The organism is Corynebacterium frankenforstense DSM 45800 (assembly GCF_001941485.1).
Classification (GTDB): Bacteria; Actinomycetota; Actinomycetes; order Mycobacteriales; family Mycobacteriaceae; genus Corynebacterium; species Corynebacterium frankenforstense.
In genome coordinates, this window is sequence record NZ_CP009247.1 from 407,569 (window position 1) to 421,926 (window position 14,358).

The 14,358-nt window shown below is 75.5% G+C and carries 11 protein-coding genes; 9 read left to right on the forward strand and 2 right to left on the reverse strand.

All coding sequences use genetic code 11. The features are described from left to right. Window positions 1-219: 219 nt before the first annotated feature. Both CFRA_RS01675 and CFRA_RS01680 read left to right on the forward strand, forming a co-directional pair. Entirely contained in the window at window positions 220-903 is a 684-nt protein-coding gene (locus tag CFRA_RS01675; protein ID WP_075663178.1) for an ATP-binding cassette domain-containing protein, read from the forward strand. After that, entirely contained in the window at window positions 900-2,564 is a 1,665-nt protein-coding gene (locus CFRA_RS01680) for an ABC-2 family transporter permease (RefSeq protein WP_075663179.1), read from the forward strand. The genes CFRA_RS01675 and CFRA_RS01680 overlap by 4 nt, the downstream gene beginning before the upstream one ends. A gap of 63 nt (window positions 2,565-2,627) precedes the next feature. Here the strand turns inward: CFRA_RS01680 and CFRA_RS01685 are convergent, their stop codons facing one another. Then, window positions 2,628-3,593, reverse strand: a complete 966-nt coding sequence (locus CFRA_RS01685) for a 1,4-dihydroxy-2-naphthoyl-CoA synthase (RefSeq protein WP_075663180.1) — start codon at window positions 3,591-3,593, stop codon at window positions 2,628-2,630. A 40-nt stretch (window positions 3,594-3,633) separates the two neighbouring features. On the opposite strand from CFRA_RS01685, the gene CFRA_RS01690 reads away from it, so the two are divergent. The 7 genes from CFRA_RS01690 (at window position 3,634) to CFRA_RS01720 (ending at window position 12,680) form a co-directional block, all read left to right on the forward strand. Continuing rightward, the gene (locus CFRA_RS01690; protein ID WP_075663181.1) at window positions 3,634-4,659 is read left to right on the forward strand and encodes an o-succinylbenzoate synthase; all 1,026 of its coding nucleotides are present in this window, start codon (window positions 3,634-3,636) and stop codon (window positions 4,657-4,659) included. A 138-nt stretch (window positions 4,660-4,797) separates the two neighbouring features. Beyond that, the gene (locus tag CFRA_RS01695; RefSeq protein WP_075664802.1) at window positions 4,798-7,281 is read left to right on the forward strand and encodes an ATP-binding cassette domain-containing protein; all 2,484 of its coding nucleotides are present in this window, start codon (window positions 4,798-4,800) and stop codon (window positions 7,279-7,281) included. Window positions 7,282-7,542: 261 nt separating this feature from the next. Next, entirely contained in the window at window positions 7,543-8,274 is a 732-nt protein-coding gene (locus tag CFRA_RS01700; RefSeq protein WP_075663182.1) for a hypothetical protein, read from the forward strand. An 87-nt stretch (window positions 8,275-8,361) separates the two neighbouring features. Beyond that, a complete protein-coding gene (gene menD, locus CFRA_RS01705) occupies window positions 8,362-10,104 on the forward strand; it encodes a 2-succinyl-5-enolpyruvyl-6-hydroxy-3-cyclohexene-1-carboxylic-acid synthase (protein WP_075663183.1) in 1,743 nt (580 codons plus the stop codon). Continuing rightward, window positions 10,104-10,532, forward strand: coding sequence for a DUF3592 domain-containing protein (locus tag CFRA_RS01710; RefSeq protein ID WP_075663184.1), 429 nt, complete (start codon window positions 10,104-10,106; stop codon window positions 10,530-10,532). Before menD ends, CFRA_RS01710 begins: the two co-directional genes overlap by 1 nt. 88 nt (window positions 10,533-10,620) lie before the next feature. Next, complete coding sequence (locus CFRA_RS01715) at window positions 10,621-11,907, forward strand: glycosyltransferase family 4 protein (RefSeq protein ID WP_083666769.1); 1,287 nt, start codon at window positions 10,621-10,623, stop codon at window positions 11,905-11,907. An 83-nt stretch (window positions 11,908-11,990) separates the two neighbouring features. Next, a complete protein-coding gene (locus tag CFRA_RS01720; RefSeq protein ID WP_075663185.1) occupies window positions 11,991-12,680 on the forward strand; it encodes a demethylmenaquinone methyltransferase in 690 nt (229 codons plus the stop codon). Window positions 12,681-12,773: 93 nt separating this feature from the next. Here CFRA_RS01720 and CFRA_RS11370 read toward each other — a convergent pair whose 3' ends face one another. Continuing rightward, window positions 12,774-14,210: an FAD-dependent monooxygenase gene (locus tag CFRA_RS11370; protein WP_083666770.1), complete on the reverse strand. Its 1,437-nt coding sequence runs from the start codon at window positions 14,208-14,210 to the stop codon at window positions 12,774-12,776. Between the last annotated feature and the right edge of the window lie 148 nt (window positions 14,211-14,358).

A 14,358-nucleotide genomic window follows, 5' to 3' on the forward strand; every position in this document is an offset into this window, starting at 1 on the left:
TGCCCGGCACAAGGGCGGTGCATCACCTGTCGGCGCTGGCCCGCCTCCTACCGCGGTAGGAGACGATCGCGCGGAAACGGTCCCGCGGCCCGATGTGCGCTCCCCGCCCGGCCGGGGAGCATCGGCCCCATGAACGAACACCGTGATCCCGCGCACCTCGGGCGCCCAGAAGACGTCGCTTCCGCATCACCGGCCACGGCGGCTCTCGCTTGCGCCGGGGTGACCGTCTCCCTCGGTGGGCGCCGCGTCCTCGACGACGTCGCTCTCGCCGCCCGCCCGGGCCGCGTGCACGCCCTGCTCGGGCGCAACGGCGCCGGCAAGTCCACCCTCTTCTCCGTGCTGCTGGGCCTGCTCGGGCCCGACGCCGGCACCGTCACCGTCGCGGACGCCCCCTTCACCCGCGACTCGCTGCGCCACATCGGCGCCTCCGTCAACGGCCCGGCCTGCTACGGCCACCTCTCGGCGCGCGCCAACCTGCGCGTGCACACCACGCTGCTCGGCCTGCCCGACGCCGAGGCCGACCGGGTGCAGGCGCTCGTGGGGCTCGGCGACGTCGGGAAGAAGAAGGCCAGGAACTTCTCCACGGGCATGAAGGCGCGCCTGGCGCTGGCACAGGCGCTGCTCGGCGAGCCGGAGATCCTCGTGCTCGACGAGCCGCAGAACGGGCTCGACCCGCAGGGCATCGCCGACCTGCGCGGATTCCTGCGCGAGCGCGCGGCCCGCGGCGGCACCGTGCTGGTCAGCTCGCACCAGCTCGGCGAGGTCCGCCACCTCGCCGACGACGCCACCGTGCTCGCCGGCGGGCGGGTGCGCTACTCCGGCCCGCTCGCCGGACTCGCCCCCGGCGCCGACGGCGACCTCGAGACCGCCTTCCTCCGCCTGACCGCCGAGGACGCCCGATGAGCGCGCCGCACGCTGCCGCCGCCCGCCGGCCGCGCTACCTGCGCGCCGAGCTGATCCGCGCCCGCGGCTCCGCGCTGGCCCGCCTGCCGCTGCTCGGCCTGCTGCTCGGCGCGATCACCGCGTTCTTCGGCCCGCTCTCGGCGCCCCCGGGTGCCGACGCCGCCACCGTCCTCAACTGGCAGGGCCTCTACCTGACCGGCATGGCCGCCCCGCTCGTCGGCCTCTTCGCCGCCGTCGCCGAGTCCCGCGAACGCACCGCCCGCGCCGGCGGCACCGCGTGGCGGTCGGTCTCGGTGCACCGGCAGCGCGCCGCCCGCCTGGCGGTGGTCTGGCTGGCCGTCGCGGCCTTCCACGTCCTCAACTTCGGGGTGACCTTCCTCGCCGCCGCGCTGCTGGGCATGGCCCGGGCGTGGCTGGTCGCGGCGGTCGGTGCGGCGGCGCTGCTCGGCGCGCTCGGCGTGGCGGGGCTGGCCGCGGCCCTGGCCCGGCGCCGCGGCACGGTCGCGGTCCTGGTCGCCGGCGTGATCTGGCAGGCCGCGGGCATCGCGGTCGCCGCGCCGTGGTGGTGGGCGCTGCCGCCGACGTGGCCGTTGCGCCTGGTCCTGCCGCTGCTCGGCGTGCAGTTCAACCTCCTGCCGCTCGAGCCGGGCTCACCGCTGGCCGCCCAGACGCCCTGGTGGCCGGCCGCGCTGTGCTGCCTGCTCGTGCTGCTCGGCGCCGCCGCCGCGGTCCTGGTCCCGCCCCGCGAGCGCCGCCCCCGCCCGATTGCCGACGCCCCGCCTGGCTCCGCGGGCGCGGTACCGCCCGCCGTCCGGCGCGGTGCGGATTTCCGGGACGCGGGGACGGTCGCAGAGAGGCCCGCTGACGCGTTCGTCCATGGGGAGTCCGGGCATCCGGGGCCCGGTTCTGAGCCGGGTGCGCGGCACGCACCCGGGGTTGCGCCTGCTGCGCAGGAGCCCATGGTGCAGGTCGTGCCTCGCCCGGCGCTGTCGGCCGCGGGCTCGGCCGCCGCTGCCCTGCGGGCGACCGCGCGGGTGGCCGCCACCCCGGCGGTGCTCGTCGCGGTGGGGCTCAGCGTGCTCGCGCTGGCGGCCACGGCGGCGGTCTACGACGCCTCGTACGTGCGCGGCCTGTTCGTCTTCGCGGTGCTGCCGCTGGGCGCCGGGGTGCTGCCCGTGCTGGTCTGGCCCGCGCTGGCGGGGGCCTGGCCGCTGGCCCGGGTGGAGAACCCCCGCGTGCCGGTGGCTCTCGTGGCGTGGATTTTCCTGGTCGTCGCCGGCATGTGCCTGGTCGCCGCCGTCGCCGTGGCAGCCGCCGGAGTCGGCGAGGGCGTGGACCCCGCGGCGGCGGGCGCCGCTCTGGTCCGCTGGGCGGCCGTAGCCTGCCTGAGCGGGTGCGTGCTCGCGGCCGTCGCGCTCGCGCTGACCGTGCGCCTCGGCACCGCGTGGGCCGTCGCCGCGGCCGTGGTGTGGACGGTGGTCTCGGCGACGCTCGGCGGCGACGTGCTCGCGCAGACCGTGCTGTGGCTGCCCGCCCTGCCGTCCTGGGCGCAGACCGCGGACATCGCCGCGCGTTTCATCGCCGTCGCCGCGCTCGGCCTGCCGCTGCTCGCCGCCGCGACCTGGGCCGCCCGCCGCGCCCTGCTTTCCGTGCGTCAATAGAGGCGGGCGCCCACGCCGCACGCACGCGCCGACGGCGCCCACCGGGACGTCGTCAATCGCAGGTCAGTAGTAGTAGGGGAACCGCGACCAGTCCGGCTCGCGCTTCTCCAGGAAGGAGTCGCGGCCCTCGACGGCCTCGTCGGTCATGTAGGCCAGGCGCGTCGCCTCGCCGGCGAAGACCTGCTGGCCCATCATGCCGTCGTCGGCCATGTTGAACGCGAACTTGAGCATGCGCTGCGCCGTCGGCGACTTGCCGTTGATCTCGCGGGCCGCGCGCACGGCCTCGTTCTCCAGCTCGCCGTGGTCGGCGACGATGTTGACCGCGCCCATGCGCTGCATCGTCTCGGCGTCGTAGGTGCGGCCCAGGAAAAAGATCTCGCGCGCGAACTTCTGGCCCACCTGCCGGGCCAGCAGCGCCGAGCCGAAGCCCGCGTCGAAGGAGCCGACGTCGGCGTCCGTCTGCTTGAAGCGGGCCTCCTGCCGCGAGGCGATCGTCAGGTCGCAGACCACGTGCAGCGAGTGCCCGCCGCCGGCCGCCCAGCCGTTGACCACGGCGATGACGACCTTCGGCATCGTGCGGATCAGGCGCTGCACCTCGAGGATGTGCAGCCGGCCGCCCTCGGCCTTCGCGCGCGCGGCGTCGACGGTCGAGGCGTCGGCGGTGGCGTCGTCGTGGCGGTGCTCGGTGGCGTACTGGTAGCCGGAGCGGCCGCGGATGCGCTGGTCGCCGCCCGAGCAGAACGCCCAGCCGCCGTCCTTGGCGCTCGGCCCGTTGCCGGTGAGCAGCACGCAGCCGACGTCCGGGGTGCGCCGCGCGTGGTCGAGCGCGCGGTAGAGCTCGTCGACGGTGTGCGGGCGGAAGGCGTTGCGCACCTCGGGGCGGTCGAAGGCGATGCGCACGATGCCGTCGGCGCGGGTCTCGCCCACGTGGCGGTGGTAGGTGATGTCGGTCAGGTCCTCGAAGCCGGGGACGGGCCGCCACTGCGCGGCGTCGAAGGGCTGGTCGGTGCTGTAGCTCGGCTGCTTCATGCCCGCCCAGTCTAGGGCGCGCCCGCCTACGCTGGCGGGCATGACCGTCCAACCGCCGCCGCCCGTCCTGCCCTCGCCACTGCCCGCCGTCGACGAGATCCTCGCGCGCACCCGTGTGGTCGCCCTGCCGATGCGCGTGCGCTTCCGCGGGGTGACCGTCCGCGAGGCGGCGCTCATCGAGGGGCCCGCCGGCTGGGGCGAGTTCGCGCCGTTTCTCGAGTACCCGCCGGCCGAGGCCGCCGCGTGGCTGGCCGCCGGCCTCGAGGCCGCCTGGCTCGGCCTGCCTGAGCCTGCCGCCGGATCCGTCGAGGTCAACGCCACCGTGCCCGCCATGGACCCGGCCGGCGTGCCCGGGCTGCTCGAGCGCTACCCCGGCTGCACCACCGTCAAGGTCAAGGTCGCCGAGCGCGGACAGACGCTTGACGACGACCGCGCGCGCGTCGCCGCCGTGCGCGCCGCGCGCCCGGGCGCGGTGGTGCGCGTGGACGCCAACCGGGGCTGGAGCGTGGCCGAGGCGGTGCGCGCGGCCGAGGAGCTGGGCGAGCTTGCCTACCTGGAGCAGCCGTGCACGACCGTCGCCGAGCTCGAGCGGCTGCGCGCGGAGCTGGATCGGCGGGGGATTGCCACCCCGATCGCCGCCGACGAGTCGATCCGGCGCGCCGCCGACCCCTACCTGGTCGCCGAGTCCGGGGCGTGCGGCTGGGCGGTGCTCAAGGTCGCCCCGCTCGGCGGGGTGCGCCGGCTGGCCGCGATCGCCGAGCACCTGCGGGGTGCCGACATGCACGTCACGGTCGCCAGCGCGCTGGATACGGCGGTGGGCATGAACGCGGGGCTGGTCGCGGCCTCGCTGCTCTCCGAGGCGCCGGCCGGGCTGGCCACGCAGTCGCTGTTCGAGGCCGACGTCGCGGCCCCACGCGAGCTCGTCGGCGGGCGGCTGCCCACCGCACCTGCGGTGCCCGAGCCGGACCGGCTGGCGGAGCTGGCCGCGGCGCCGGAGCGGCGGGACTGGTGGTTCGAGCGCATCCGCGCCGCGCACGCCTGCCTGGCGGAGGCGCACCAGGGGTAGGGGAGCAGCGCGCCCGCGGCCGGCCTACCCCGCCCGGGCGACCGGAGAGCGGCCCCTACAGTGGGGCCCATGAGCGCTGAACCCACCCAGAGCACCGCAGCGGCTGCGGCGGCCCCGAGCGACCCGACCGACGACGGCATGATCCACGTGCGCGGCGCGCACCTGCACAACCTCGCCGGCGTGGACGTCGACGTGCCGCGCGGCCAGCTGGTCGCGGTGACCGGAATCTCGGGCTCGGGCAAGTCCTCCCTGGCCTTCGGCACCGTCCACGGCGAGGCGCAGCGCCGCTACTTCGAGTCGGTCGCCCCGTTCGCCCGCCGCCTCATCGGCTCGGCGACGGACCCGCAGGTCGAGGCCGTCGAGGGCCTGCCGCCGTCGGTGGCGCTGCAGCAGAACACCTCGGCCGGCGGGGCGCGTTCGACGGTGGGCACCGTCTCGACGATGTCGAACACGGTGCGCCTGCTCTACTCGCGCGTCGGCGACTACCCGGCCGGTCTCACCCGCCTCGACAGCGACCACTTCTCGCCGAACACGGCCGTGGGCATGTGCCCGGACTGCCAGGGCACGGGCGTGCGGTACGAGCCCACCGAGGCCTCGATGGTCCCGGACCCCTCGCTGAGCATCAACGACGGCGCGATCAAGGCCTGGCCCGGGGCGTGGGCGGGCAAGAACTTCCGCGACATCCTCGACACCCTGGGCATGCCCATGGACACCCCGTGGCGCGACATCGACCAGGCCACACGCGACTGGATCCTGTTCACCGACGAGACCCCCGTGGTCACCGTGACCCCCGACCGCCGCGCCGACCAGGTGGAGAAGCAGTACCAGGGCACCTGGCGCTCGACGGCGAACTACCTGCGCAAGACGCTCGCCGAGACCGAGTCGGACACGCTGCGCAAGCGCACCATCTCCTTCATGGAGGAGTCCGTCTGCCCGACCTGCGACGGCCGCCGCCTCGGCCGCGACGCGCTGTCGGTGACCTACGCCGGCCTGCCGATCGACGAGCTGGGGCAGGTGCCGCTGGAGCGCCTCGCCGACATGCTTGCCGACGTCGCGCACGCCTCCTCCGAGGCCGAGCGCCTGCTGCTGGGTGCCCTGCGCCCCATCCTGGACTCCGCGCTCGAGCTGGGCCTGGGGCATCTGTCGCTGGACCGCCCGGCGCGCACGCTCTCGGCCGGCGAGCTGCAGCGCGTGCGGCTGGCCTCGCAGCTCAAGACGGGCCTGTTCGGGGTGATGTACGTCCTCGACGAGCCCTCGGCGGGGCTGCACCCGGTGGAGCGTCAGGCGGTGCTCGACATCGCGCGGCGCTTCATCGCCCAGGGCAACACGGTCATGCTCGTCGAGCACGACATGGACCTGGTGGCGGCCTCGGACTGGATCGTCGACGTCGGCCCGGGGGCCGGCGCCGGCGGCGGGCGCATCGTCTACTCCGGGCCAACCGCCGAATATTTGGCGGCGGTGCGGGGCGAGCCCCGGCAGGCGGAACAACCGCAGGGCGCCGACTCCGCCGGGCATGTGCCGGGCACCGGAGCGGACGGGACGGCTGCGGGGAGCAGCGACGCGCCGGGCACGGACTCCGCAGGCCCAGCCGGGGAGGCCGAGCGCGCCGGGAACGCCGTGCAATCCCCGACGGCCGCGGCCCTGGCCGCGGGCGCGCCGCGCCTCAACGACGCACCGCGGGCGGCGTCGGGAATGCTGGAGCTGCACGGGGCGTCGTCAAGAACGGTGCGCGACCTGGACCTGGAGGTCGGCTTCGGGCAGTTCACGGTGATCGCGGGCGTGTCGGGCTCCGGCAAGACGACGCTGCTCGACATGCTCACCGACGCCGCCGAGGAGCAGGCCGGGCGCGTGCTGCCGATCTCGCAGAAGCCGATCGGGCGCACGCCGCGCTCGTGCCTGGCGACCTACACCGGCTTCTTCGACACGGTGCGCCGCCTGTTCGCCGGCACCGAGGGGGCCAGGAAGCGCGGCTGGACCGTCTCGCGGTTCTCCTACAACGTCAAGCAGGGCCAGTGCCCGACCTGCCGCGGCGAGGGCGAGATCGAGGTCGAGCTGGTCTTCCTGCCCGGCTCGTACACGACGTGCCCCGACTGCGGCGGGCGGCGCTACAACGACGAGACCCTCGAGGTCACCTGGAACGGCTACACCATCGCCGACGTGCTCGCCATGACCGTCGACGAGGCCGCCGAGGTCTTCGAGGACCAGCCCGTGATCACCACGCTGCAGTCGATGGGGCTGGGCTACCTGCGGCTCGGGCAGGGCGCGCCGACGCTGTCCGGCGGCGAGGCCCAGCGCATCAAACTGGCCACCGAGCTGACCAAGGCGCGGCGCGGGCGCACCGTCTACCTGCTCGACGAGCCGACCACCGGGCTGCACCCGGCCGACGTCGACCGGCTGCTCGCCGTGCTCGAGGGGCTCGCCGACGCCGGCGGGACCGTCATCGTCGTCGAGCACGACCCGCGGGTGATCGCCGCGGCCGACCGCGTGCTCGAGACCGGGCCGGGTGCCGGCGAGCGCGGCGGGCGCGTCATCGCCGACGCCACCCCGGCCCGCCTGGCCGCCGGCGACACCGCGACCGGTCGGGCGCTCGCCGCCGCGGGCCGGGAGCGCCGCGCGGGATAACCCACGGTTCGGCCCGGCGTGTGCCGGATGCGCGCCGGGAGGTTGCCGCGCTGGGGCGGCGTCATGCGGCGGCTCGTCTTCCGGCCGGTTTCCCGGATGACGGACGCCGCGCGCGCCGGTGCCCGACAGCGGACCCGACGCCGTTCCGCAGCCGCGGCTACGCCGACCGCCCGCGGACTGCCAGGCTGCGGCGGTAGAGTGCCCGCAAGCACGGCGTGCGCGCCCACGCGCCGCCGTCGAGAACGACCCCGGAGGAGCGAGATGGCCAACGACAACTACCGCTACGGCGGTTCCGACGACGACTCCACGCGCTACCTCGGACCCTCGTCACAGGGCCCCGGCCGGGGGCCGGAACCGGGGGGACGTCGCGACGGCCACGGCGACGGGGACGGCACGCGGTACCTGGGCGCGGCGTCGGAAAGCAACTACCGCGGCCGCCCGGGCGCGGACTCCACGCGCTACCTGGGCGCGGCCGACGAGCCGCCGCGCCAGTACATCCCGCCGCGCGACGAGCGTTACGACGACCCCGCCTACGACGACGGGTACTACGACGACGGCTACGACGACTACGACGAGCGCGGCCGCGACCTGCGCGACTTCGAGGAGCGGCCCCGTCGGCGCTCGGGCTCGGGCGGCTCAGGCTCGAACACGGGCAAGGTCATCGCCGTCACGCTGGCGGTGCTGCTGGCCGGCGCGCTGCTGTTCCTGCTGGGGCGCACCAGCGGCGGCGACGACGAGCCGACCGAGGTGACCACCACCGAGGAGATCACCTCCACCGAGCGCACCACCGTCACCGAGGAGCCGACCGAGCGCCGCTTCGAGCTGCCCAGCGAGATGCCGAGCTTCGACACCTCGCAGCTGCCCGAGCTGCCGGAGGAGGCGCCGACCGACGAGGCGCAGCTGCGCGAGCTGTGGGACCAGTTCCTCGACCGGCTCTCCGGCGGCGACGGCACGCAACCCGAGGGTGAGCCGACGCCGGACACCGCGGGCTGAAGCTGAGGCGGTGCGCACCGCGCACCGCACACCGCGCACGCCGACGCGGGCCGGGTGCCGCGCGCCGGGGCTCTAGAATCGGGGGCCATGAGCGATTCCCGTGATGCCGCCCCGCAGCCCTCTGCCCCGGACGCGACCGCGCTGGCCGCCGAGGTGGTCGACCGGCTCGCCGGCTTCGTCACCGACGTCGTCGTCTGCCCCGGCTCGCGCAACACGCCCCTGACCCTGGCGCTGACCGCGCGGCGCGACCTGCGCGTGCACGTCCGCGTCGACGAGCGCTCCGCCGCCTTCCTCGCCCTGGGTCTGGCCCGCGCGCAGCGCCGCTGCGTCGCGGTGTGCATGACCTCTGGCACGGCCGTGGCCAACTGCCTGCCCGCCGTCGTCGAGGCCGCCCAGTCGCACACCCCGCTGGTCGTCCTCGCCGCCGACCGTCCCGCCCGCCTGGTGGGCACCGGCGCCTCGCAGACCATCGTCCAGCGCGGCCTCTTCGGCGGCTACGCGCCGACGCTGCAGGTCGACCACGTCGGCACCGGCGAGGGCGCGGCCGAGGACATCGACGCCTTCCTCACCGCCCACCCGCAGGCCCACCTCAACGTCGCGCTGGACAACCCGCTGGTGCCGGCGGCCGCGCCCGGGCCCGTCGGCGAGCCCCGCACCACCGCGCCCCGCCCGCGCCCGGTCACCCCGGAGGTCGACCACGGCGAGGTCGCCGTCGACCTGAGCCGCGACACCCTCGTCATCGCCGGCGACGAGGCCTGGGAAGTCCCCGGCCTCGAGGAGGCGCCCACCATCGCCGAGCCGAGCGCGCCCGCCCCGCTCAACCCCGTCCACCCGTTGGCCGCCGCCGCGCTGCGCCCCGAGCAGGTCATCGTGGTGGGCCACCCCACCCTGCACCGCGCGGTGCTGCGCCTGGCCGCGGGCGTGCTTGACGACGCCGCGCCCGCCGACGCCGGCGGTTCCGCGGCGGGGCCTGCGCCGGGCGCCGGGGCGGCGCCCGAGGTGATCGTGCTCAGCCGCACGGAGACGGTCACCGACCCGGAGGGTGCGGCCTCCCGCGTCGGCTCCCGGGTCAAGACCTCGGGCGAGCCGCGCCGGGAGTGGCTCGCCGCCTGCGAGCGCGCCTCGCAGCTGGCCGCCGAGGCCGTGCGCGCCGGGCTGGCCGACTCCGAGTACGGCTTCACCGGCCTGCACGTGGCCGCCGCCGTGGCCGACGAGCTCGGCGACGGCGACACCCTCTTCGCCGCGGCGTCGAACCCCGTGCGCGACCTGTCCTGGGTCGGCCTGCCGTTCGCCGGCGTGCGCACGCTGACCCCGCGCGGGGCGGCGGGCATCGACGGCTCGGTCTCCCAGGCGATCGGCGCGGCCCTGGCAGCCCAGGCCGAACACCCCGAACTGCCGACGGCCCCGCGCACCGTCGCCCTGCTCGGCGACCTGGCCTTCCTGCACGACGTCGGCGGCCTGCTCATCGGCGCGGAGGAACCGCGCCCGGAGAACCTGACGATCGTGGTCGCCAACGACGACGGCGGCGGCATCTTCGAGTCCCTCGAGATCGGCGCGCCCGGTCTGCGCCCGGGCTTCGAGCGGGCCTTCGCCACGCCGACCGGCGTGGACCTGGGCGAGCTCTGCGCCGGCTACGGGGTGGAGCACGCACGCGTCGGAAATCTCGACGAGCTCGTCGACGCCCTCGTCGACGCCGCCGAGCACCCGCGCTTCCACGTCATCGAGGCGCGCACGACGCGGGCCACGCGGCGCGCGCTGAGCGAGACGGTGCAGAAGGTCGCCCTGCGCGCCGTCGGTGAGGACGCCGCCGCGCCGGCGGAGGACGCGTGATGGACGGCGGCGGGCTGCGCAAGCGCGTGCGCCAGTTCATCGTGGCGCTCTACGTGCTGGCGTGCCTGGGCTGCGCGGCGATGGTCATCGGCCCGGCGCTCAACGACCGCACCATCGACGCCAACCCGGGGCGCGCCCTGGCCGAGGTCACCGACGTCGGCTGGCGGCGCACCACCGTCGACTACCAGGACGCCGAGGGCATCTTCCACTCCCCGCCGGGCGGGGTGGCCTACCCGGGCGGCCTGCAGGAGGGCCAGCGCGTCTGGGTGACCTACGCCGTCGACGACCCCGACCTGGTCAAGGTCGAGGGCCGCGAGTGGACGCTGGCGCTGACCCCGGCGATCTCCTCGTGGCTGGTGTGCACCGTGGTCGCGGGGCTGTCGTGGTGGCTCGCGGGCACCGTCGGAGCCGGGCGGCGGCGCGGGTGAGACAGTTCACCGCGACTTCTCTTAAGCTTCAAACTAAGTACCACCGGTGGACAACACCCGGCAGTGGCGCACGGAAAGGATGACAGGCATGCGGATCGGTATCGTCACGGAGTCATTCCTGCCCAACGTCAACGGCGTGACCAACTCGGTGCTGCGCGTCCTCGAGCACCTCGAGGCCACCGGTCACGAGGCCGTCGTGGTCGCCCCCGGCGCCCGCGGCTTCGAGGAGGAGATCCCCGAGTACCGCGGCTTCCCGATCCACCGCGTGCCCACCGTGCGCGTCCCGCTCGTCGACTCGCTGCCCGTCGGCGTGCCCACCCCGACCGTGACGTCCGTGCTGCGCGACTTCGAGCCGGACGTCGTCCACCTGGCCAGCCCCTTCGTCCTCGGCGCGGCGGGCGCCTACTCGGCCGCGCAGCTCGGCGTGCCGGCCGTCGGCGTCTACCAGACCGACGTCGCCGGCTTCTCCGGGCGCTACCACCTCGGCCCCCTGGCCACCGCCGCCTGGGAGTGGACCCGCCTCGTGCACAACGCCTGCGCGCGCACCCTGGCGCCGTCCTCGCCGACGATCGCCGAGCTGACCGCCCACGGTGTGCGCAACGTCTACCGCTGGGGCCGCGGCGTCGACGCCGAGCGCTTCAACCCGGCCAAGCGCTCGGCCGAGCTGCGCCGCAGCTGGGAGCCGACGGGCCGCAAGCGCATCGTCGGCTTCGTCGGCCGGCTGGCCGCGGAGAAGGGCGTGCACCGCCTCGCCGTGCTCTCCGGGCGCCCGGACATCCAGCTGGTCATCGTCGGCGACGGGCCCGAGCGCGACCGCCTGCGCGCCCTGATGCCCGACGCCGTGTTCACCGGCCAGCTCGGCGGCGACAAGCTCGCCGAGGCCTACGCCTCGCTCGACCTGTTCGTCCACCCCGGCGAGTTCGAGACCTTCTGCCAGGCCGTCCAGGAGGCGCAGGCCTCGGGCGTGCCCACCATCGGCCCGCGCGCCGGCGGCCCCGTCGACCTCATCGAGCAGTCCGTCACCGGCGAGCTCCTCGACGTCGAGACCTTCTCCCGCGACCTGCCCGCCGCCGTGGAGCGCCTGCTTGACGACGCCGTGCACGACACCATGGCGCGCACCTGCCGGGAGACCGTGGAGAACCGCACCTGGTACGCGCAGGGTGAGAAGTTGCTGGGGCACTACCGCGAGGTCATCGGCCGGTTCCGGCCGACCGGCCTGGCGGCGCTCAAGGCGGCCTACCGCCCGCTGTGGACCGCGGACCTGGCGGCGGGCCGCCCGGCCCGCTCCGGTCGCGCCGGTCGCACCGCCCGCGCCGACCGCGCGGGGCGCGCGGGCCACCTCGCCGGCGGCACCCGGAACCCCGGCGCCGCTTAAGGCCGCCGCGCAACAGGCCGTAGGGGACCGCCGACGTGCTCCGCGCGACGTCGGCAAGCGGACGGACGGTAGACTCGGCCGACGTGGCTAAGGCAGACCTGGACAAGAAGCCGCTCGACGTCGCGGGGATGTTCGACGACGTCGGCAAGCGTTACGACATCACGAACACCGTCCTGTCCTTCGGGCAGGACCGCTACTGGCGGCGCCGCACGCGCGAGCGCCTCGACCTCAAGCCCGGCGAGAAGGTCCTCGACCTGGCCGCCGGCACCGCCGTGTCGACCGTCGAGCTGTCCCGCTCCGGCGCCTGGTGCGTGGCCTGCGACTTCTCGCGCGGCATGCTCAAGGCCGGCCGCGACCGCGACGTGCCCAAGGTGTGCGGCGACGCGATGCGCCTGCCCTTCGCCGACGAGACCTTCGACGCGGTGACCATCTCCTACGGGCTGCGCAACGTCCACGACTTCCGCGCCGCGCTGCGCGAGATGGCGCGTGTGACCAGGCCGGGCGGGCGCCTGCTGGTCAACGAGTTCTCCACGCCCGTCGTGCCCGTCTTCGCGACGGTCTACAAGGAGTACCTGATGCGCCTGCTGCCGCAGATCGCGCGGCTGGTCTCCTCGAACCCCGAGGCCTACGAGTACCTCGCCGACTCGATCCGCCAGTGGCCCGACCAGGTCGGGCTCGCCCGCGAGATCAACCGCAACGGGTGGACCGACGCCGGGTGGCAGAACCTGACCCTCGGCATCGTCGCGATCCACTCCGCCGTCAAGCCCGGGTAGATCGGGCTGGGCCCCGGAGCCGGGCGGAAGCACGCTCCGGAGGAGGACGGTGCGCAGGGGAACGGTCAGTGGGGGAGCGGTCGGCTCGGAAACCTAGCTCGCCGGGGTTTCCGCGGGCGCCCAGAGCGGCGAGCCGGCGCGGGCGGCCTTCGTGACCGCCCCGGCCGCCCGCCACACGCGCGCGACCAGGTCGCGGTCGTCGTCGGTGACCAGGTTGCCCATCAGCCGCGCCGCCGCCGGCATGATCATCCGCGCCGCCGGGCCGCGCAGCCCCAGCGGGCCGACCGCCGGCAGGAACCGCGGGTGCGTCAGCGCGCGGGCCAGGGTGCGCGCCAGCAGGAACGCCTCGCCGTAGTGCTCGTTGAGCAGCGCCGGCCAGGCGGCCGTCAGCTCCGGGCCGTCGCCGCCTGCGCGGATCAGCGCGACGACCTGCTCGGCGGTCTCCAGCGCGTAGTCGATGCCCTCGCCGTTGAGCGGGTTGACGCAGGCCGCCGCGTCGCCGATGAGCGCCCAGTTCGGGCCCGCGACACCGCTGACCGCGCCGCCCATCGGCAGCATCGCCGAGGTCACGTGCTGCTCCTCGCCCAGTGTCCACGCCTCGCGGCGCGCGGCGGCGTAGTGGGACAGCAGCTTCTTCGTGTTGACCTTCGCCGGGCGCGCGGCCGTCGACAGCGCCCCGCAGCCCAGGTTCACCCACCCGGTTCCGGAGGCGCCGGACGCCGCTGCCGGAACGTCAGCCTCGTGCACGTCCGCACCCGCCGCACGGTGCGCTCCAGCGTCGGACGCACCAGGCTCTGCGCCGCCACGCAGCCGCGCCGCAGCGGCATCGGGGTCGCCGCCCACCGGGGCGTCGCCGAGCGGGAAGATCCACCCGTAACCAGGCTGCACCACGCCGTCGGCGTCGCGGAGCTCCAGGTGCGAGTGGATCCACTCCTCCCGGGCGCGCGGGCTGCGGCAGTACGAGCGCGCCGCGATGCCGTAGACCTCGCCGCGGTGCCACTGCCGGCCCAGCCGCCGCCCGAGCTCCGAGCGCACCCCGTCGGCGACGATCAGGTGCCGGCAGCGCACGCGGCGCTCGACCCCGTCGCGAATGAACGAGACCTCCCGGACCACCCCGGCGGCGTCGCGCTCGACGGCACTCGCCCGCGCCCCGCCCCACAGCTCGGCGCCGGCGTCGACGGCGGCCCGGACCAGCGCGGCGTCGAAAAGCGTGCGCGGCACCGCGGAACCCTCGCCCCCGAAGCGGCTCTCCGGCCACGGAACCGTCACCGAGCCGCCGAAGCCGTGCAGCTTCAGGCCGCGGTTGCGGTAGGCGCCGAGCACCTCGCCCGCGATGCCGAGCCGGCGCAGCTGGTGCATCGCGCGCGGGGTCAGCCCGTCGCCGCAGGTCTTGTCGCGCGGGAACTGCGCGGCGTCGGCGAGGATCACGCCGAGTCCGGCGCGCGCGGCATGGATCGCCGCCGCGGAGCCCGCGGGCCCGGCGCCGACGACGAGGACGTCCGTGTGCACTTGCTCAACCACGCCCGTCATTGTCCCATCGACGCGTGACGACGCCCGCGTGGCACCCCCGGGTGCGTCCCCTGCGGTGACGCATGCGGCCCGGGTGCACTTTCGGCGGGTGCGTGGGCTACGGTTGTGGGCGAGCTCCGACGTGCTGTTGGCGCGTCGACAACCGAGG

Excerpts from the sequence above, each read along its gene's own strand:
- CFRA_RS01695 (WP_075664802.1), top strand. The coding sequence starts at position 4,798 with ATGATCCACGTGCGCGGCGCGCACCTGCACAACCTCGCCGGCGTGGAC.
- CFRA_RS01685 (WP_075663180.1), bottom strand. The coding sequence starts at position 3,593 with ATGAAGCAGCCGAGCTACAGCACCGACCAGCCCTTCGACGCCGCGCAG.
- menD (WP_075663183.1), top strand. The coding sequence starts at position 8,362 with ATGAGCGATTCCCGTGATGCCGCCCCGCAGCCCTCTGCCCCGGACGCG.
- CFRA_RS01680 (WP_075663179.1), top strand. The coding sequence starts at position 900 with ATGAGCGCGCCGCACGCTGCCGCCGCCCGCCGGCCGCGCTACCTGCGC.
- CFRA_RS11370 (WP_083666770.1), bottom strand. The coding sequence starts at position 14,210 with ATGACGGGCGTGGTTGAGCAAGTGCACACGGACGTCCTCGTCGTCGGC.
- CFRA_RS01690 (WP_075663181.1), top strand. The coding sequence starts at position 3,634 with ATGACCGTCCAACCGCCGCCGCCCGTCCTGCCCTCGCCACTGCCCGCC.
- CFRA_RS01710 (WP_075663184.1), top strand. The coding sequence starts at position 10,104 with ATGGACGGCGGCGGGCTGCGCAAGCGCGTGCGCCAGTTCATCGTGGCG.
- CFRA_RS01715 (WP_083666769.1), top strand. The coding sequence starts at position 10,621 with ATGCGGATCGGTATCGTCACGGAGTCATTCCTGCCCAACGTCAACGGC.
- CFRA_RS01700 (WP_075663182.1), top strand. The coding sequence starts at position 7,543 with ATGGCCAACGACAACTACCGCTACGGCGGTTCCGACGACGACTCCACG.